This is a genomic window from Bacillus sp. KNSH39, from assembly GCF_052656585.1.
Map to the genome: position 1 here is coordinate 1,902,036 of NZ_JBQXYO010000001.1, position 19,978 is coordinate 1,922,013.

Annotated in this window: 16 protein-coding genes; 4 read left to right on the top strand and 12 right to left on the bottom strand. The window is 34.0% G+C overall.

The window, feature by feature from the left end; genetic code table 11:
- Positions 1-76 precede the first annotated feature (76 nt).
- A complete protein-coding gene (locus tag ACUL40_RS09645) occupies positions 77-1,042 on the top strand; it encodes a quinone oxidoreductase family protein (RefSeq protein WP_445422813.1) in 966 nt (321 codons plus the stop codon).
- A gap of 65 nt (positions 1,043-1,107) precedes the next feature.
- Here ACUL40_RS09645 and ACUL40_RS09650 read toward each other — a convergent pair whose 3' ends face one another.
- From ACUL40_RS09650 to ACUL40_RS09660, 3 genes are all read right to left on the bottom strand, one after another.
- On the bottom strand, positions 1,108-1,818 hold the full coding sequence (locus ACUL40_RS09650) for a histidine phosphatase family protein (RefSeq protein WP_001042044.1): 711 nt from the start codon (positions 1,816-1,818) through the stop codon (positions 1,108-1,110).
- A 160-nt stretch (positions 1,819-1,978) separates the two neighbouring features.
- Entirely contained in the window at positions 1,979-2,503 is a 525-nt protein-coding gene (locus tag ACUL40_RS09655) for a GNAT family N-acetyltransferase (protein ID WP_000256470.1), read from the bottom strand.
- 6 nt (positions 2,504-2,509) lie between these two features.
- Positions 2,510-4,411 (bottom strand): endonuclease MutS2, encoded by a 1,902-nt coding sequence (locus ACUL40_RS09660; protein WP_001095187.1) that lies wholly within the window; start codon positions 4,409-4,411, stop codon positions 2,510-2,512.
- 601 nt (positions 4,412-5,012) lie between these two features.
- Between ACUL40_RS09660 and ACUL40_RS09665 the strand changes: the two genes are divergently transcribed.
- Complete coding sequence (locus ACUL40_RS09665; protein WP_445423146.1) at positions 5,013-5,852, top strand: exosporium leader peptide-containing protein; 840 nt, start codon at positions 5,013-5,015, stop codon at positions 5,850-5,852.
- Between the two features lie 155 nt (positions 5,853-6,007).
- On the opposite strand, the gene amyS is transcribed toward ACUL40_RS09665, so the two are convergent.
- Complete coding sequence (gene amyS / locus ACUL40_RS09670) at positions 6,008-7,549, bottom strand: alpha-amylase (RefSeq protein WP_065211565.1); 1,542 nt, start codon at positions 7,547-7,549, stop codon at positions 6,008-6,010.
- A 203-nt stretch (positions 7,550-7,752) separates the two neighbouring features.
- Between amyS and ACUL40_RS09675 the strand changes: the two genes are divergently transcribed.
- Positions 7,753-8,544 (top strand): arylamine N-acetyltransferase family protein, encoded by a 792-nt coding sequence (locus ACUL40_RS09675; protein WP_000129192.1) that lies wholly within the window; start codon positions 7,753-7,755, stop codon positions 8,542-8,544.
- Positions 8,545-8,661: 117 nt separating this feature from the next.
- A complete protein-coding gene (gene pepF / locus ACUL40_RS09680) occupies positions 8,662-10,449 on the top strand; it encodes an oligoendopeptidase F (protein WP_000137537.1) in 1,788 nt (595 codons plus the stop codon).
- Positions 10,450-10,495: 46 nt separating this feature from the next.
- Here the strand turns inward: pepF and ACUL40_RS09685 are convergent, their stop codons facing one another.
- From ACUL40_RS09685 to ACUL40_RS09720, 8 genes are all read right to left on the bottom strand, one after another.
- Complete coding sequence (locus ACUL40_RS09685; protein ID WP_065211564.1) at positions 10,496-11,542, bottom strand: agmatine deiminase family protein; 1,047 nt, start codon at positions 11,540-11,542, stop codon at positions 10,496-10,498.
- 107 nt (positions 11,543-11,649) lie between these two features.
- Entirely contained in the window at positions 11,650-13,392 is a 1,743-nt protein-coding gene (locus tag ACUL40_RS09690) for an amidohydrolase (RefSeq protein WP_065211563.1), read from the bottom strand.
- Between the two features lie 80 nt (positions 13,393-13,472).
- Positions 13,473-14,294 carry a MerR family transcriptional regulator gene (locus ACUL40_RS09695; RefSeq protein ID WP_000287978.1) on the bottom strand — a complete coding sequence of 274 codons (822 nt, stop codon included), beginning with the start codon at positions 14,292-14,294 and terminating at the stop codon, positions 13,473-13,475.
- Positions 14,295-14,336: 42 nt separating this feature from the next.
- Positions 14,337-15,314 carry an agmatine deiminase family protein gene (locus ACUL40_RS09700; RefSeq protein ID WP_000435519.1) on the bottom strand — a complete coding sequence of 326 codons (978 nt, stop codon included), beginning with the start codon at positions 15,312-15,314 and terminating at the stop codon, positions 14,337-14,339.
- A gap of 231 nt (positions 15,315-15,545) precedes the next feature.
- Positions 15,546-16,478, bottom strand: coding sequence for a bestrophin family protein (locus tag ACUL40_RS09705; protein WP_000233823.1), 933 nt, complete (start codon positions 16,476-16,478; stop codon positions 15,546-15,548).
- A 180-nt stretch (positions 16,479-16,658) separates the two neighbouring features.
- Positions 16,659-17,075, bottom strand: coding sequence for a phosphate-starvation-inducible protein PsiE (psiE, locus tag ACUL40_RS09710; RefSeq protein WP_000916573.1), 417 nt, complete (start codon positions 17,073-17,075; stop codon positions 16,659-16,661).
- A 165-nt stretch (positions 17,076-17,240) separates the two neighbouring features.
- Entirely contained in the window at positions 17,241-18,398 is a 1,158-nt protein-coding gene (locus tag ACUL40_RS09715) for an agmatine deiminase family protein (protein ID WP_000709181.1), read from the bottom strand.
- A gap of 329 nt (positions 18,399-18,727) precedes the next feature.
- Positions 18,728-19,855 carry a serine hydrolase domain-containing protein gene (locus ACUL40_RS09720; RefSeq protein WP_000915192.1) on the bottom strand — a complete coding sequence of 376 codons (1,128 nt, stop codon included), beginning with the start codon at positions 19,853-19,855 and terminating at the stop codon, positions 18,728-18,730.
- Positions 19,856-19,978: the final 123 nt, after the last annotated feature.

The window sequence follows — 19,978 nt, forward strand, 5'->3', positions numbered from 1 at the left end:
TAATCCTCTTTGTCTATTGATATTTGTATTGTATGATAAAGAACATCTATAAACAATATAAATGGAGGTATTCCATATGAAAGCACTTTATTTCGAAACATTCGGAGACGCTAATGTTCTACACTATAAAGAAATACACAATCCAATCATAAGTCCAAATGAAATTCTTGTCCGCACGAAAGCAATCGGATTAAACTTTGCTGATATTTATAGACGCCGCGGCGATTATCATCTTGCTGGCAATCCGCCTTATGTATTAGGTTATGAAGGAGCTGGAATTGTTGAAAAAGTAGGAGCTGACGTTACTACTATCAACCTAGGAGACCGTATTGCATTTGCGGACGTCCCATTTGCAAATGCAGAACTAGTTGCCGTTCCATCTGAAAAAGTAATCCCACTACCAGATTCTATTTCTTTTGAAACAGCCGCTTCTGTCTTATTACAAGGATTAACTGCACATTATTTAACGCACGATAGCTATCAACTAAAACAAGGTGATATAGCTTTAGTACACGCTGCAGCTGGTGGCGTCGGTCAACTTCTTATTCAAATGATTAAACTACAGGGCGGAACAGTAATTGGTCTTACATCATCAAAAGAAAAAGCAAAGATAGCTACATTAGCTGGTGCCGATCACGTATTTTTATATACCGAAGCATGGCATATGAAAGTACTGGAAATGACTAATGGAACTGGAGTAAATGTTGTGTATGAATCAGTAGGTTCTACATTAGGGGAAAGTTTTAACGCTACTAAAATTGGCGGTACTGTCGTATTTTACGGAATGGCTGGTGGTAATCCTGCGCCAGTTGATCCGCGTATGCTTATGGATACTTCAAAAACTTTAACTGGTGGAGACCTTTGGAACGTGCTTACCACTTATGAAGAACGTAAAAAACGATCTACTCAATTATTCGATTGGATCGCAACTGGAAAATTAAACATTTCAAATCCTACTACATTCTCTTTACAAGACGGTGCTCTTGCTCATGAATTATTAGAGAGCCGTAAAAGCACAGGGAAGATTTTATTAATCCCATAATTCACAAAATGAAAAGGAAGCTAGATTTCTCTACCTTCCTTTTCTTATTTCTATTTGAGATTTAATTATATTTCCACACTTTCTTTCCCTTTTGCAACATAACTCATATCTCCAACCGACTCGACTGTGTATGTTCCATCTTGGTATACAATTTTCGTCACACTAGCATTTTCCACCCCAAGTTTTGTTTTGCTACTGTCTAACATTTCTATTAAGGTAGTAATCAAAAGCCCATGAACGACAACTAAAACGTTACCGCCACCATTTCCAGCAGCTTCTTCACTAATTTTATCTATCTCAGCTTTTATGCGAGTAGAAAATAATTCCCAATCTTCCGCCTGTTTTGTAGGATCTGCTACTCTAATAAGATTAATCACTTCTTGAATAGAAAACTTCATAAGTTCTTCTGGTGATGCAACGCCTGCAGCTTTTCCAACCACATCCCACATATTCTCAAGTTTTTCACCTTCAAAAATACCGAAATTTAATTCTCGCAAATCTTTTCTTTGCTCAAGTTTTAATTTTGATTGCTCACTATATTTTAATACTAAATTAGCAGTTTCAATTGCGCGGCCGCTATCACTACTATATGCATTCATAAAATGAATATCTTTTAATCCTGTCCCTAAATTTGTGGCAACTTCAACACCTTTTTCTACTAATGGAGAATCAGCCCAACCTTGCGCGCGATGATTCGTATTTAATATTGTTTTACCGTGTCTTGTAACATATAACGTAACTGCATTCTCATTGCTATCTGTTTCTCGCTTATTCATTTCATTCTCTCCCTTTACGTTTCTATATCAATTTTACCACCTCAATTATTCATTGAGCAAAATATACGTCAGTAGATCCGCTTAATAAAAAAAGCTATCTTTCTGTATATCCATACAAAAAGATAGCATCTTTTATGATTACATTTCTTAACCGTTACTCCTACTCAGCAAAAGCACTCGAATATTGTACAATTCCTTTTACACCTCGAAGAGAATTTTCTGTTAATTCCATTATCATAAATACCTCTTCAGGCACTTCAAACGGTGCTTTTATATTCCACTCACTTGCTTTCTTAAAACCAAATTTCGGGTAGTACTCTGGATGTCCCAATACTACAACTGATCCGTATCCAAGTTCTTTCGCTTTTTCTAATGCAGCTACAATCAGTTTTCCACCAATTCCTTTTTTCTGATGACCCCTAGCAACTGAAACTGGTGCAAGCGCTAACGATTCTACAGAAGTTCCATCTTGTTCTATTGTAATTTTCGATAACATAATGTGACCAACTATATCTTCATCTACCGCAACAATTGATAACTCTGGAACAAACGCGTCACATTCTCTAATACGTTTTACAAGTTCATGTTCTGTTTTATCACTAAATTCTTCCTTTAAAAATGCTTCTTTTACGACTTCTTCTGTTTTTCTATAATCATTTTTTTGTTCTTGTCTAATCGTTACCATTTTAACTTATCCTCTATTCTTTCTTATTTCTTTTTGAATTTTACGCAGTGCCTTTTTCGATCCGCGCTCAATATCGTGTTGCATTTTTCTTTCTTTATAATCAACAAATAGTGTATTTAAATCGTATCCTTCTGGATATAACTCCTTCGCTGCTACTTCTAAAGTAATACGTTTTACATTTACTTCAACGAATTCACCGTTATAATATACAACAACGTTATAAAAATTATCTTTTTCCTTATAGATGATACCAAAATCATCATGATCCAATAAATTAACACGATCGCCGATTTTGTACTCATAATGAGATTCTCTTTTTTCTTGTACGAATTTCGGTTTTCTAATTTTACTTTCATTCACTTTTTCTAAAGCGTACTCTTTATTTCCCATGTACTCTTTCGCCCTTTTCAGTACATGTTCTTTTACGTTCATTTTATTCGCAATCCAAAGTGCATTACTTTCTCCTGATTTTCCGATAACTAATTTATAAAGCGGCTCTAACGTTTCACTATTAAACTGCATCGCTGCATTCATAAAGTCATCATGCATTTCTGAGAATCGTTTAATTTCTCCGTAATGCGTACTAGCAACGGTAATACATCCCGCAAAGTACAACTCTTCTAAAATAGAAATTGCAAGTGCTGCACCTTCATTTGGCTCTGTACCGCTCCCTATTTCATCAAATAAAAGTAACGTATTATTATTTGACATCCTCATAATCTCAGAAAGATTTTTCATATGAGATGAAAATGTACTTAGTGCGTTTTCGATACTTTGATTATCACCAATATCTACAAATACATTTTCAAAAATAGCGATTTCTGTCCCTTTATCTCCTGCAATATGAAGACCTGACATTGTAGCTAATGTTAACAATCCAATCGTTTTTAACACAATTGTCTTTCCGCCCGCATTCGGCCCTGTAATAATTAAACTACGATACTCTTGACCAATTTTAAAATTCAAGGGTACAACTTGCCCTGTTAAAAGCGGATGCTTACAATTCACTAAATGAATGTAGCCATGATCATTTAACTTCGGTTCTATTCCATCAATCGATTTACTAAACTTCGCTTTCGCAAATACCATATCATACTGACTAATTAGCTCCATGTTAATCTTTATACTATAAATATTTTCTAATACCATCCCTGATAAAGTCGCTAAAATTTGATATTCTTCAACCGCTTCTTCTGCTTTCAAACCTGCTAGTTCTGCATTCAATTTCGTAACCGTATGCGGTTCTATAAATACAGTAGAACCTTTTGCCGAGGCTTCAATAATACTTCCGGCAACTTGGTTTTTATAGGAAGATTTAATTGGAATCGTATAACGGTCATCCTTTTTACTAATAAAGAATTCCTGAATGAATTTCTTATTTGCACTACTATTTAAAAACTTCGTTAAACGTTCTTTTATTTTCCCATCTACAGAATCGATATTATTTCGAATTCGTTTTAACTCTTTACTTGCAGCTGCATCAATACTATTTCCTTTAATTGAAAAGTTAATTTCCTCTTCAATACTTTTATATTCAGTCATTGAATTTGCATAAGAAGCTAATACTGGTGCAAAAAATTCTTTATCTAACATAAACTTTTTAATCTTTCTACATCCACGTAAAAAGTCTGAAACACTCACTAATTCTTCTGGATCTAAAATCATACCTTTTTCTAATTTTTGAATTGTACTAGCAATATTAGAAATGCCGAAGAAAGGAACATGCCCTTCTGCATCTAATATAGCTCGTGCTTCTGTCGTTTCATTCAGCCGATTTCTCACTACTTTTATACTCGTACTTGGCTCTAATTTGTTTAATAATTCCTTACCTAATCCACTTACACAATAAGATTTCACTATATCCTTTAATTCGTTATATTGTAATTTTTCAAAAGTCATCGTATTCATTTTGTTTCTCCTCACTATGATTGATTTTTATCATAAATGAAGATACCTACTCATTAGATTCCAATGAGTCATATATAAAATTCCATAATTATACAATAAAAACATATACAAAAAAGCTCGGCATACCGAGCTTTTACATTTACAAGGCATGTGTAATAACGTATGAGGAAATAAGCCATAAAAAATAGATGGCAGTCCCTTATTACACGCTTTATAAAGTATTGTAGGTATCTTCATAGGTTTTGAAATAAATGCATGACAAAATTAGGGGTATGATGTACATAAAAATCCCCTGGTCTTATCCGATTTATTTCATTAAATTTTTCCTATTTAATACCTACCGCACTCACAAAAAGCACCTCTCATTAATTTATATTATAGTCATTGAAATCTAATTTATTGAAATCATCATACTATATGTTACGTGAGAAGTAAAGGTGTCATACTTTAGTAGTACGTAACTATAAATTTCAATATTGCTTAAATTAGGTCTATATTCGCTGAAGAGAAATTATAAGAAGCGCCTCCGCTATTGCGAATGTCATTTACTTCCCCAAATACATTTAATAATTATGACAAGCAATGATAGGAGGTTTACTATATGAATGAAGAGTATAGTATTTTACACGGACCTGCTCTGGAACCAAATTTAATCGGTCCCACACTACCATCAATTCCACCATTTACATTCCCCACCGGACCTACTGGAATCACAGGACCTACCGGCGCGACAGGTTTTACCGGAATTGGAATAACTGGTCCTACCGGGGTTACAGGTCCTACCGGAATCGGAATAACTGGTCCTACTGGGGTTACAGGTCCTACCGGAATCGGAATAACTGGTCCTACTGGGGCTACAGGTCCTACCGGAATCGGAATAACTGGTCCTACTGGGGCTACAGGTCCTACCGGAATCGGAATAACTGGTCCTACTGGGGTTACAGGTCCTACCGGAATCGGAATAACTGGTCCTACTGGGGTTACAGGTCCTACCGGAATCGGAATAACTGGTCCTACTGGGGTTACAGGTTTAGGGATTCTTCCCATATTTGGAACAATAACTTCTGAAGTAGGAATCGGTTTTTCAGCAGTAGTTAATACAAATATTAATTTTACCATTCCAGGACCTGCTAGTGGAACTACCCTAAATCCATTAAATAATTCTATTACAATTGATACCACTGGCGTGTACTCTGTATCCTTTTCAATTGTATTTGTAATACAAGCTATATCGTCTAGTATATTAAATCTTACAATAAACGATTCCATTCAATTCGCAATTGAAACGCGAGTTGGTGGTGCTTCTGGGGTGAGAGCTACATCCGCCAGAACTGATTTACTACCTTTAAATCAAGGGGATGTTCTTCGAGTACGAATAAGAGAAGCCACGGGTGACATTATATATTCCAATGCCTCTCTTGTTGTTATAAAGGTCGACTAGCTCTTTTATTACAATAAAGATTTATGAAAAATAAAGTGAAACTTTAATAAGCCCTCACCAATCGGGCTTCCCACAAATAGCGGGATAAATATGCACAATATAAAAAGAAGAGGAAAACTTATATTTCAGTCTACCTCTTCTTTTTCATCACCAAATTATTGTTGAACATATATGGAAACTGATCCTCCACTTACTTGGAACTGCCCCCATCCGTCCTTATTAATTGTTACAGTATTTGTTTGATTACCCGTAATATCGTACCATACTTCCCCTGCGTTATTCTTTCCAACATCCATCCACTTCGCCCCTCCTGGTCCATCAGAGATTAATGTTGCTAAACCAGAATTAGCATGTACACTATCACCTTCTCTTGTCCAGCCAATCACATCCGGATGATCAAAATAATCACGCTGCGTACCATATGCAAAGTTTTTTCGTGCCGTCAAAATCGGATCAATTTTGTCCTTTAACGCTGGAATTTCATAGTTACTATTTCCTTTTGTACCATAGTAATCACCATAGAAAACAGAAGGATACCCCTCTGCACGCGTTAAAATAAATGCATATGCCAGCGGTTTGAACCAAGGGCTCACTACAGATTCCAATGACTGACCAGGCTGTGAATCATGATTTTCAACTAGAGTAACCGCAAGTGTAGGATGATTCGCAACTACCGTTCCTTTTAAAATATTTCTCATATCATAATTTCCATTTTCTGTTGAAGCATAATGAAAATTATAATGAAGTGGTGCATCGAACACAGATTGATTATAATTAACCTTCGCTAAATAATTATTTAAAGTCTGGATATCATTTTGCCAATATTCAGCTACTGTAAACATTTCTTTCCCTGTTTGCTGTCTAACATGATTTACCCAATCGCGCAAATATTCATGATCAATATGTTTAACAGCATCTAAACGAAAACCATCTAAATTTAATTCATTCGCATACCACGTTCCCCATTTTTTCATTTCATTCGCAACATCTGGATGATCAAAATCAAGATCCGCATACATCAAATAATCATAATTCCCATTCTCGCTAGACACTTCCCAGTCCCATGCTTTACCTATGCCCCTAAATTTATAAATTCGGTTTAATTTCCTTCCTTCATCCCAATCCGTTCCGTCAAAATGATACCATTTCCATTTGAAATTAGAATAAGAATCTCCACGTCCTGGAAAGTTAAATCCCGTCCACGCACTAATTTCATAATCACCTGATACTTCAACATTTCGATTGCTCGGGTCTACCTCAACTGCTGTTACAGTTTCTGTATAATCAGCCCCACCTTTATGATTCATAACTACATCACCGTATACATCGATGTTTTTCTTATGTAAAGCGTCAATTGCAGATTTCAATTGTGCTTTCGTCCCATATTTCGTCCGCACTGTGCCCTTTTGATTGAATTCCCCCAGATCATATAAATCATATGCTCCATATCCTACGTCATTTTGCGTAGTTCCTTTATATGCAGGTGGTATCCAAACAGATGTAATTCCTTTTTCCGCTAAATTTTCAACATCAGTACGCAAACGATTCCAATGATTCCCATCATTCGGAGCATACCACTCAAAATACTGCATTAACGTTCCATTGTTAACTGTGTCTGCATATGCCTTACTCCCCTCATATATACTAGGTAAAAACATAACAACTGACAATCCGACTATTGTTATTCTTTTAAACATCTGTACACCATCCCCTTCCAAGAAAGCGTTTGCATAGTTTATCAGAATTATTATAATATTCGTCCCACCGTTAGTAAAGTAGCAATCTCTCACTCTCCCATATTATTTTTAATCTAATTTCAAATATTCAACGTAGTTTTAATTTCACATCCTATTCAAGATTGTTTACAATTTACCTATAAAAGCATAACGGAGGGATTTCGATGACAGACTTTCAAAAACAATTTTTCGCACGATTACATATAGAAGAAAAAGACACAGTTTCATTTGAAGATTTATCTAACATTATGTACGCAATGGCACAAACTGTTCCTTTTGAAAACTTAAATATTCTCGAAAAGAATTTTAAAGAAATATCAAAAGAAAATTTGAAAGAGAAAATTTTAGTAAATAACCGTGGCGGTCTTTGTTATGAACTCAATCCTACTATGTATTACTTCCTGAAAGATTCTGGATTCGATGTTCATCTCGTTTCAGGAACAGTTTATAACGCTGCAAACTCCATATGGGCTGTTGATTCTGGCCATATCGCAACCGTTTTAACACATCATAATGAACTTTATTTAATTGAAGTAGGATTCGGATCATACTTACCTCTTGCCCCTGTCCCTTTCTCAGGTGAAGTCATTCACTCTGCTACAGGAGATTATCGTATTCGTAAAGAAATGACCGAAAAGGGAAACTACATTTTAGAGATGCGGAAAAACAATGAGTTCTTGGATCAATCTGCTGCTGATGATTGGACGTTAGGCTATGCATTTTATATAGAAGAAGTGGATGAAGAAAAAGCAAATACAGCACAAAAAATTATCGTTGAACATGAAGGATCACCCTTTAATAAAGTACCTCTTATTGTAAAACTAACTGAAGATGGGCATGCCTCTTTAACGAAAGATAGCCTTACAGTAGCGAAAAATGGTAAAAAAACGAAAGAAACCGTTACAGACATGCAATATACAAACCTTTTACATTCAAAATTCGGAATTACACTATAAGTATGTAAGCCTTGTTATTTTAGCAAGGCTTTTCAATTTTCAGCAGGGATTTTTTGCAATTTGTTGTATTTCATAGTTATATAGAAATATAACTACATGTTTAGAAAGGAAATGATTATGACAGAACTTAAAGATCGATTACAAGTAGCTGATATAGAAAAATGGGATTTAACAGACATTTACCATACAATTGAAGATTGGGAAAGTGATTTTCATAAAATTGAAGTATTAACGAAGGAATTACACGAGTTTAATGGCAATATTCACGATGGCAATAGTTTATTAGCTTATTTAACGAAGAGTGAAGAAATTTCTAGCATAATATCTTTAATGTTCGCTTATGCACGATTACAATCTGACCTTGATACACGCGATACTGACGCGCAATCTCTTGTCGATAAAGTATCACAATTACACGTAAAAGTAAGTGCGGCGAAATCTTTCTTTTCCCCCTTCTTACTTAGCATAGACGAAAGCACATTACATTCTTACATAGAAGAAACAGAAGGCTTACAATATTATAAAGAAGACTTGTTTGAATTATACCGTTATAAAAAACACGTATTGAATAAGGATCAAGAAGAAATTTTATCACAGATGGGTGAAGCTCTTTCTTCTCCACAGCACACATTTGGTATGTTAAACAATGCAGATATATTATTTGGTGAAGTGACGAATGACGATGGAGAAAAAGTGAACTTAACACGCGGAATGTATGCAAAATTAATAGAAGATACGAATCGTGAAAAGCGTAAAGAAGCTTATAAAGCATATTACAAACCATATGTTCAGTTAAAGAATTCCATCGCATCTACTTTATCCGCTGCTATTAAAAATAATGTTACTGTTTCGAAGCTAAGAAACTATCCATCAGCGCTAGAGAAATCATTATTTGGCGATATGGTTCCGAAAGAAGTATATGAAAACCTAATTGATACAACAAAAAAAAACATTCAAACATTACATACATACAATGAAATTCGAAAAGAAAAATTAAACGTAGATGAACTAAGACAATACGACTTAGGCGTCGATTTAGTAGAAGGTGCAAAACAAGACATCCCATATAGTGAAGCATTTGACATTATGATTGCATCACTAGCTCCTTTAGGAGAAGAATATATTGAGACATTAAAAAGTTTTAAAGATAAACGATATATAGACGTAAGAGAAACACCAGGAAAACGTTCTGGTGCTTATAACTTTGGTGTATATGGTGTTCACCCTTTCATTCTTTTAAATCATCACGATGATTTAAACAGCCTGTTCACTCTTACTCATGAATGCGGACACGGTATGCATACGCACTATTCACATGGATACCAACCAAGAATTTCTGCACATTATTCTATCTTTGTCGCAGAAGTCGCTTCAACAGTAAATGAAGTGTTATTAATTCACTATTTATTAAAAGAAGCAAAAGAAACGAACGTACGTAACCATTTAGTTAACCATTTTATTGAGAAATTTAAAGGTACTTTCTTTACACAAATTATGTTTGCAGAATTTGAAAAAATCACACATGAAATGGCTGAACAAGGTAAACCATTAAATGCACAAGTATTCAGTGAAATTTATGAAAAGCTATTTAAAGAATATAACGGTGATTCACTTGTATTTGATGAAGAAGTAAAATACGGATGGGCTAGAATCCCTCATTTCTATCGCCCGTTTTACGTATATAAATATGCAACTGGATTCGCATCTGCCATTCAAATCGCTGATAAACTATTAAGCGGTGATCCGAATGCTCAGAAAAATTATATTGAATTCCTTAAAGGTGGAAGTTCAGACTACCCATTAAACTTATTGAAAAAAGCTGGCGTCGATTTAACAACGCCAGAACCGATTGAAAGTGCATTGAAACAATTCACTCAACTTGTTGAGGAGTTTTCAACATTATAAAAAGCATGCAGAGTATATGCTCTGCATGCTTTTTATTTGAATTACTCTATTCTATATGCTGCTGCGTCACACAATGAATCATACCACCGTATGCATACAATTCGTTAACATATATACCGACAATTCTTCTCCCTGGAAATTGACCTTCAATGATTTGAAGCCCTAATTTATCATGTTCATCACCGTATATAGGTACCAATACAACTTCATTACCAATATAAAAATTCAAATATGAACCCTTACAGTCTGCTTCTTTTACCACTTTTCTTGTTACTGGTACTGGAATGAGCTGAAATGGCTTTCCATCTATATTTTTCGCTTGTCGCAATTCTTGATAATGCTTTTCGTACGCCTCCAAAAGGTATGGCTCTCCTTCACCGAAAGGATCATATTCATACAGTATCGTATTTTCATTTACAAACCGTGCCGCGCCATCAATATGATAATCCGTATCTTCATCATAATTATCTTCTCCGCGTATACCAGTTATCCATATAAAATTCGTTACTCCTAAATATTTCGTTAACTCCATTTCAATTTCTTTCTGACTTAGTGTAGAATTTCGATTTTCATTTATAATAGACGTTTCCGCCGCCATTAAGGTCCCGTTTCCGTTTATCTCAATTCCCCCGCCCTCTAGACAGACACTAGATTCAACTTTTGGAATGCGATACATTTCACTTATTTTATTCGGAATATTAGCGTCGTTTTCGTACGGATATTTATCTCCCCAACCATTAAATATCCAGTGCGTTAGATAGCGGTTCCCTTCTTTATCTTTTACAAAGATTGGTCCGTTATCTCTTATCCAAATATCATCAGTTTCTTGAATTAAGAAATCAATTCTATTCATATTCACGTTAGCTTCCATTAACTTCGATTGGACATGTATTTTTTCTTCTTCATCACATACAACAATATGGACATTTTCTCCATAGTGAAGCTCCTTTGCCATCGATATCCAAATATCATCTAACTTAGCTCTGTAACCTTCACCCCTATGTGTTTTATCATGTGGCCATTGGAGCCATGTACCTTCATGTTTCTCCCATTCCGCAGGCATATAATACAAACTATTTTCTATATTTCTCATACGTGTTCACCCCTTATATGAATGTATGTCCAGTCTATACTTTGACATCGTGTTAAGGTCAACAGGAATATATTCATTTACTTGTAGCAACTTTATAAGGTGACTCTTTATTTCTCCTTGTGATACACTACTTCTCCTTGTAAAACCGTCACTAAAACTTTCGCATTCGGAATCTTATCGGCACTCATTTTAGTAATATCTTCATTTAGTAATACCATATCAGCTGATTTGCCTACTTCAATCGAACCTGTAATGTTATCAAGACCTAGCGCTTTAGCTGGCTTAATTGTATAGGCATCAATAGCTGCGTATACATCAGACAAGCCCTTTTCATCAATGCTTAATGCATTTGAAATCGTCACAAGTGGATTCAGTTCGTTTACATCCCAATCACTACTAAGTGATACATTCGCACCGGTTTTCCAAATTCGCCCTAACGGCATAATTCGTTTCATTTGCTGATTTGTAAAATACGTACTTGCCCAGCTTTGTTTTGGATCTTCCGTAAAATCATGACCTACTTGAAAATCAGCGCTAATACCTAACTTAGCAAAACGATCTATATCACTATCTTCTACCATTTCCACATGCGTAAGTGTATAAGGCTGGTTTGCACCTTCTTTTTTCGCTGCTTCAATCGCATTTAAACTCTCTCTTACCCCAGCATCTCCAATTGTATGAATAAGTGCACCGTAACCAATTTTATTTAATTCGGTTAACCACCATTTCATTTTTTCTTCTGGAATATAATTCAACCCATACGGAGTTCCTGTAAACCATTCAAATTTATATTTTTCTAGTGTTTTAGCAGTGCTATTAATACTAATTCCATCACTATACATTTTCACTTGATTAATAAGCATACGGGATGACACATCATCACGCTTAATTTTTTTGAAATACTCCATTTGTTCTGCTTCGTTTAAATTTGGATATACCCATGGTCGAAGTACTACGCGTGACGTTAGCTTTTTTTCGTCATTTACTTTATTCCAAACGTCTAACCAGCCTCGCTTCCAATAAAGACGTCCATCACCAACTGTAGTAATACCATTCTTTGCAACCTCATCTAAACCGTCTAATAAACCTTCATAATTTTTTTCAAACAGATTTGGTTGAGAATTCCATGCTTTTTCCATCACGATATCTCCTGCTGTATCATAAAGAATACCAAACGGTTCTCCTGTCTCGGAATCCCGAATAATCCTTCCACCTTGTGGATCTTTTGTATCTTTATTTATTCCAGCTAACTCGAGTGCCTTTGAATTAACCCATACAGAATGGGAGGTTCTTTCCATAATTAATACTGGATTATTAGGAAATAACTCATCAAGAACTTGTAATGGGGTTTGTTGCTCTGATTTTTCGTCCATATCTTTTAACAACGCTTCCAAACTGAACCCCGTTCCACTTATCCATTCGCCATCTTTCACACCTTTTTTACAAGCCTTTAAATACGAGCGTTGTTTTTGCAGAGAAGCATCTGGTGAGACACTACAATTTCCTGCTGCTGGTGATTTTGCTTCAAATATATGATTATGATTGTCCACAAAACCAGGAAGTATAAAACGTCCTTGTAAATCCACCACTTTCGTATCTTCATTTATAAATCCCTCTACATCCTTGTTTGAACCAACAAATATAATTTTCCCCTCTTTAACGGCTACAGCCTCTACGATGTCTTGCTTTTCATTTGAAGTATAGATTGTACCATTTTTAAACACTACATTTTTAGGTAACTGACTTGGTAGTACAGCGCTACCACTCTCACCTTCTCCTACTCCAGCAGTACATGCGGAAATCCATACCATACTTAGAACGAGACAAATAATCATGATTGTTCTTCTCATATTCTCTCTCCTTTTATTATGATAAATTGCTTTCATACATAGAATAAGGATTGACATAATGTTAATGTCAATCCTTATTCTCATTCTATTTTCGTAACTAAAAAACAAATTTGTGTCACATACTCTTCTGCTAAACAATCACATTCAGGTCCCTTTATATAAACCTCATATGGCGAATTAATTATCACATACCCATTTCTTTCAATCCATTCTTCTAACGCTATATAAGCGTAACCTATATAGTCGTAACTTCCATAATGCATAGTAGTAACGATATGATGTGGACTTAGTTGTTTCATTTCATACTCTTGTGCTACGTCTTCATCATTCCCCTGCATAACCGGGATTCTTAATTCAATATCACTGTTACTTGGAATATATTCTTCATCATAAAAGACTGCAGATGGTGAACCGACTATTTGAAAATTATTTTTTTGTACCTCTTCATATAAGTCATAAAAATAATCATCCATATCATCTATATCTATTTTTACTCTTTGAGTAATTATCGTTACTTCATTCCTCATTCCCATTAATATATCGTAATTTCTATGACGAGCAATATTTAGACTACTATTCACCTTTACCATTTCATTCATTTCTGAAATAACCTGTAAATTTTGCTTCACTTCATGAGACAACTCGATAATTTGTGATTGTATATGTTGAACAAACGAATCTTGATCTGATGACTGCAAAACAATTTTAATTTTTGGAAGAGGAAATTTATACTCCCTTAACTTTTTGATTTTCAACGCTACTTCCAGCTGCTCTTGTTCATAATATCTATACCCATTAACCGGATTCACATATGCCGGTTTTAATATCTCCTCTTTGTCATAATGTCTTAACATCCGCGTACTCATTTTACAAATCCGAGAAAACTCAGCGATGGTATACATATCAATACTCCTTGAATAGATTTTCTTTTCATTACTTATTTATTAAAACCAATCAAAAATCTTCTTCATTGAAAAATCTTCATTCTGATTTTTTAATCTTCTCATTTTTGAAGGTAACAAATGGCTTGGACAATACCACGTTAAACAATTCATTGCGCCTCCCATTGTTGATATTTCTCCTACATGAATTTGAATAACTTGCTTCTCCGTATACTGTTGAATATATCGTAAAACTTCCTCATCTTTAGCTAGTCCAAACTTAGGAACATAAAGAGCATCACATGATTCTAACATATTTATATACAACCCTTTTGCTGATGCTATCTCTTGATCATATTGTCCTTTCTCTGTATATGATGAAGGAACAACTATAAATTCAGCTTCTGGCATTTGTTCTTGAATAATCTCTTGAACACTATATCTAAATTCATGATCCCCTAAAAAATCACTAATAAACATTGTATGTTCATCAATAAATTTAACCATTCCGTCTGCGTGTGCTAGTACATCCCCTTCTTCAGCAGGAATAATAATAACTCGGCTCACATCTAAATCCCATTCTAACTGCTCAATAATTTCCTCTTCTGTCCAATCATCGTTATCATCAAATATACGTTCTGTTAATATTACGGTATCTTTTTTATTCCAAATAAGATTACCACCATCTAATATTAATGGGGATTTCACATATTCAAAGTCATTCTTTTTCAACCATTTATTAAACTGTTGATCTAAATATCGCCCTTGATCATCTGGCAAATAATTTGGTCGATATTTAAATTTAACTAGATGATTTGTGACAACCGGTGCAACATCTCTTAGCCAAATATCATCATACTCAAAACAGCTCGTATGAAAGTCTTGTTCTTCAACAGATAAAGATATAAGTTGATCCGCAATTGATTTCTTTTCATTTAAACATTCATTAAAGTAAATCAAGTCTTCATAAAATGGTTGATAATATTCATTCGATTCGTCTGGTATTGCAGTAAAAATAATCCCATTATGTTTTTGTTCCATATTATTTACCTCGCTTTTTAATAGTAGTTACATAACTGATTTCACAAAGCCAACTATTCCTCAATTCATTTCTCTTTTCATTACAACTCATGAACCGCGTATATTTCATGAATGGATTATAGCATGGAGAAATATTATATATTTATATAAAAAATATAAAGCTGACGTTAAGCCTTAAATTGACTCTTGACAAGTTTTTTAAATAACCTATTTTAAAACAACAATAAATGATTAAATGATTTTTGTATCAAGATTCAAACCCATTACTTCTAATAGATCGTTTTGATTATATAAATTCACTAAATGCGCTTCTACTCCTATACAAATTCCTTCTAGCGGAAGATCATTTGGATCCTGACCAAAGGGATCTTCAATTTCAACCCCTATTGCTTCAATACCTATGAATGCAAAACTTATAAACGTAGTCGCAAGTACTGTAAACCATCCGAGACTATCAACAAGACCAATCGGTAAAGTCGCACAAAATATAATCAATAAAATTTTTATATGAGCAAAATATGCAAAAGGAATAGGTGTTGTTTTGATACGATCACATCCACCCACAGATGTAAGTAACGTATTCAAATCCATTTCCATACTAATTATCGCATTTGGATGAATTTGCCCCGTTTTCAAACCTTTTGATAGTATAGTTTTCAACATAAAAACTATACTAATCGGTAAATGATTGGACTCAACCAAAAGTGCTTTTTCCTTCTCAGAACAGACAGCGAGCAATGATTTCACTTCAGATAGATTTTTTTCCTCTCTCAAGTGTCCTTTCGCTAACTTTGGAAATGCAATTAATAGATGTAAAAATTTTATTTTTTCCTGCTCCATACTCTTCCCTTTAGAATCCCAATGACACAAAAAACTAATTGCTAAATTTCTAGTACAAGCACCAATCGTGCCAAACAGCTTTCTACCTTCCCAGTACCGATCATAGGCAGTATTCGTACGAAACACTAATAGTAATCCTAAAGCTCCTCCGACGATTACCCAAGGAGTCTGATTTATATTTATTTCTGTATAGTAATAATTAATCACAGCTACTATCGTTGAAATACACGTATATAATACGATTTGTGGGAAAATATCTCTTATAATTGTCCCTTTTAATGTAAATATTTGATGTAAACTATTTTGATTATTGTAATGAACCATATTTACAAAAACCTCTTTCTCTATTAACCTTTTATTCTTTTAAATCATGAAAGTATACAATTAAATAATAGAATCATAAACCCTATCATTATGAGGCTGGTTAAGATTATTTCTTTCAATACCGTTACTCCTTTTTTGCAAAAAGATAAAATATCTTATTTAATTCAACAACAAATGTCATTATTCTAAATCCCGACGCATCATTTTAGAATTCGCAATGAACAATGCACTAATTAATACAAAGATTGCACAGGCATATAACAATAAATCTAACGGACTATCGTGATCTATAATGATGAGACGCACAATAGCTGTTATACCTATATATATAAAATATCGTAATGGAAAATGAAAATTCATTTGAAAATACTTTATAATCATTACGATGAATTCAAAGTACAAAAAGAATACAACGATACTATCAATTAAATGATAACTAGATTCATTACTATCCAATTTCAGTTCTTGTATAAACTGAATGACTTCTTTCATAAGAAACACACTTAGAACAACTCCTAAGCAAATTAAAGCTACATTTAAAATGTACTGCAAAACGATAGGGAAATACGAAAACACTATTTTAAAATTCTTTAACACAAACATTTTTCTCCTTTACCATATAAAACGAAAAGCGAACATACACTACAATTCATTTATCATTATATTGAAATTTTATTATTACAAATAATAAGGAACGACAAAATAGGTAATAAGATTCCACCTATTTTGTCTATATAAGCAGCACAACGAAATTAAAATTAATTACTTCAATGCAATTGGTTGTTGTTGTGTCACACAATGAATCATACCGCCGTTTTTATACAACTCTCTCACATCAATACCGACTACTTTACGATCTGGGTATAACTTCTGAATCGTATCGTTTGCGATTTTATCATTCGGATCATTATAATTAGGCACTAATACAACTGTATTCCCAATATAATAATTGATATACGATCCCTTATAATCGAGAGTTTTTCCATTCTCTAAAGCAACCTTTTCTTTACTAAGCGGCAAGTATTCATACTTATATTTCTGTCCTGAAGCATTTTTGGCATCTAACAATGTATCCATATCTTTATTAGATAAACCCCATTCAGCTAGGTCATCTTCTTTCATCGTTACAATAGTAGATTTATTATGGAATTTAGCAAATCCATCAATATGAAAGTCCGTAATATCTAAATTAGGTACTCCGTCTAACCAAATAAAGTTTGATACCCCAAGGTCACTTATATATTTTTCAATTTCCTTTTCTGATAAATCAGGATTTCTATTTTTATTCGTTACTGCACTTCGAGTTAATAAAGCAGTCCCATTGCTGTCTAATTCAATTGCGCCGCCTTCAAGGACAAATTTCCCCCAATCAACTCTTTCAATTCCTGATTGTTTACTAACATTCTTACGTATTTGAGCATCATTTTTATAAGGTGTTTTCTTCCCCCAACCATTAAATGCTGGATCTAATATTTTGAGATTTTTATTGCTGTCATAAACAAAAATTGGTCCACTGTCCCTTGCCCATACATCATCAGTAGGCGCGATAAAGAAATCAATCTTCTCCATATTTAACCCTTCATCTGTTAAAAGGTTATTGATTCTTTCTTTTTCTTCCTGGTCATATGCAACAATGTGGACTTTCTCACCCTCAGTTAAAGCACTTGCCATCTTAACCCAAATAGGTTCAACTTCCTTCTTATACTCTTCACCATATGTATATTCATGTGGCCATTGCAGCCATGTACCTTCATGTTTATCTTTTTCATCTGGCATCGTATATTTCCCAGCATTTTTCTGTACCTCTACTTTTTCCCCTTCTTTCCCTTTAACATTTTCATTGTTACCCTCAAAAGAGCATCCACTAATAATTGTTGTAGATAATGTAGCTATTAAACAAAACTTTATTGCTTTTTTCATTTTTTCAACCTCCTGTTCTTGTCTCCAATAATATAAAGCTTCACATAGTGTGAAGCTCAAGCTTTTTTATCAATGTAAAAATTACCAATTGTTCTTTGCATTACTTAGCATTTAACTACCTATTTAGATTTATTCAAATGCCAATCACCTTTCTTACCTATTTATCCCGCTATTTATGGGCAGTAAGACCCTCACCTCAAAATTCAGCGCAAGCAAAGAAGTTAGGTGGGGCCCTGCTGATTAAAGTTTCACTTTATTCAGTAAGTAAAACTTTACAAAATAAAAAAATCGGTATTGATAATTACATATCAATACCGATTTTTTTATAATTACTTTCCTTCTATTAAATCATTCGCCATTTTCCTGAATTCTTGATTAAATGCGTCATTCATACCATTTTGGACGTTAGAAAATAATATGACAAACGTTCGTTTATCCCAGTTAAAATTATTAAAAGTGTTCCAGCCAGCTAATACACCGTGGTTATGATAATAATCTGGGTAAATATAGAAACTAAATCCATATTTTCTTGCAGGTGATGCAGAAAACATATCTGATACACTTTGTTTAGAAAGTAGTTTACCATCCATAATAGCTTCATCTAACTTTTTCATATCTTCAACAGTCGTATACATTTCACCACAACCATACAGCCAGTTCATTTTTAAGCGCGGCGTGGCTATTAACTTATTATCTTTTTTCGTATACCCTTCTGCTAAGAAAATATCTTCTGGAAGTGTTGCGCCCATTCCAGATTCATTCATTTCAACGGGAGTCAAAATATTTTCTTTCACATATTCAGCAAGTGGTTTATTCGATATTTTTTCTACAATATATGCAAGCACCATATAATTATAATCTGTATATTTCCATCCTGTCCCTGCTGGAAATTGTAACGTTTGTGCCCCAATCCACGTTACTAATTTTAACCGTGATGCTGCGTCAACACTACCTTGTCCCTGTTCTGGTAATCCAGACGTATGTGTTAACAAGTTTCGTAACGTAATATTTTTATCTGCTGGAAACGATGGGATATATTTATTTACATTGTCTTCAATGTTCAACTTCCCTTTTTCTTTTAGTTGCATAATAGATATTGCAACAACTGTTTTCGTAATAGAACCAATGCGATATTTCGTTCTTGGCGTTGTTAATACTTGATCTTTCACATTCGCATAACCGTAGCCTTTTCGTAAAATCACATGACCTTTACTTGCTACAAGAACACTTCCATTAAATCCTTTATCTTTTAAGTACTGATCTAGTTTTCCAGCTGCAATTTCATAACGCTTTTTCTCATTCGCATCAATTTCCTGCTTAACATCTTTTTGCTTACTATTTACATTAGAAAATGCCTTTGCATCATATTTTTTTCCTTTATTTGCATGTATTAGTGTAACAATACTTCCACAAAAAACTGCAAAAATAAAGAAAACGATTAACCATTTCTTTAACATACTAGGAACCCTCTTTTATCTAGTTTCACTTAACGTACATCCATTCTATTTTATATCTTTTAATTATCAAGTATATTATAATATTATTTAATATTCACTCTGTTAAAACTAGATTCCTTTTTC

Excerpts from the sequence above, each read along its gene's own strand:
- ACUL40_RS09655 (WP_000256470.1), bottom strand. The coding sequence starts at position 2,503 with ATGGTAACGATTAGACAAGAACAAAAAAATGATTATAGAAAAACAGAA.
- ACUL40_RS09645 (WP_445422813.1), top strand. The coding sequence starts at position 77 with ATGAAAGCACTTTATTTCGAAACATTCGGAGACGCTAATGTTCTACAC.
- ACUL40_RS09715 (WP_000709181.1), bottom strand. The coding sequence starts at position 18,398 with ATGAAAAAAGCAATAAAGTTTTGTTTAATAGCTACATTATCTACAACA.
- ACUL40_RS09700 (WP_000435519.1), bottom strand. The coding sequence starts at position 15,314 with ATGGAACAAAAACATAATGGGATTATTTTTACTGCAATACCAGACGAA.
- pepF (WP_000137537.1), top strand. The coding sequence starts at position 8,662 with ATGACAGAACTTAAAGATCGATTACAAGTAGCTGATATAGAAAAATGG.
- ACUL40_RS09665 (WP_445423146.1), top strand. The coding sequence starts at position 5,013 with ATGAATGAAGAGTATAGTATTTTACACGGACCTGCTCTGGAACCAAAT.
- amyS (WP_065211565.1), bottom strand. The coding sequence starts at position 7,549 with ATGTTTAAAAGAATAACAATAGTCGGATTGTCAGTTGTTATGTTTTTA.
- ACUL40_RS09705 (WP_000233823.1), bottom strand. The coding sequence starts at position 16,478 with ATGGTTCATTACAATAATCAAAATAGTTTACATCAAATATTTACATTA.
- ACUL40_RS09690 (WP_065211563.1), bottom strand. The coding sequence starts at position 13,392 with ATGAGAAGAACAATCATGATTATTTGTCTCGTTCTAAGTATGGTATGG.
- ACUL40_RS09695 (WP_000287978.1), bottom strand. The coding sequence starts at position 14,294 with ATGTATACCATCGCTGAGTTTTCTCGGATTTGTAAAATGAGTACGCGG.
- ACUL40_RS09720 (WP_000915192.1), bottom strand. The coding sequence starts at position 19,855 with ATGTTAAAGAAATGGTTAATCGTTTTCTTTATTTTTGCAGTTTTTTGT.
- ACUL40_RS09685 (WP_065211564.1), bottom strand. The coding sequence starts at position 11,542 with ATGAGAAATATAGAAAATAGTTTGTATTATATGCCTGCGGAATGGGAG.
- ACUL40_RS09650 (WP_001042044.1), bottom strand. The coding sequence starts at position 1,818 with ATGAATAAGCGAGAAACAGATAGCAATGAGAATGCAGTTACGTTATAT.
- ACUL40_RS09675 (WP_000129192.1), top strand. The coding sequence starts at position 7,753 with ATGACAGACTTTCAAAAACAATTTTTCGCACGATTACATATAGAAGAA.
- ACUL40_RS09660 (WP_001095187.1), bottom strand. The coding sequence starts at position 4,411 with ATGAATACGATGACTTTTGAAAAATTACAATATAACGAATTAAAGGAT.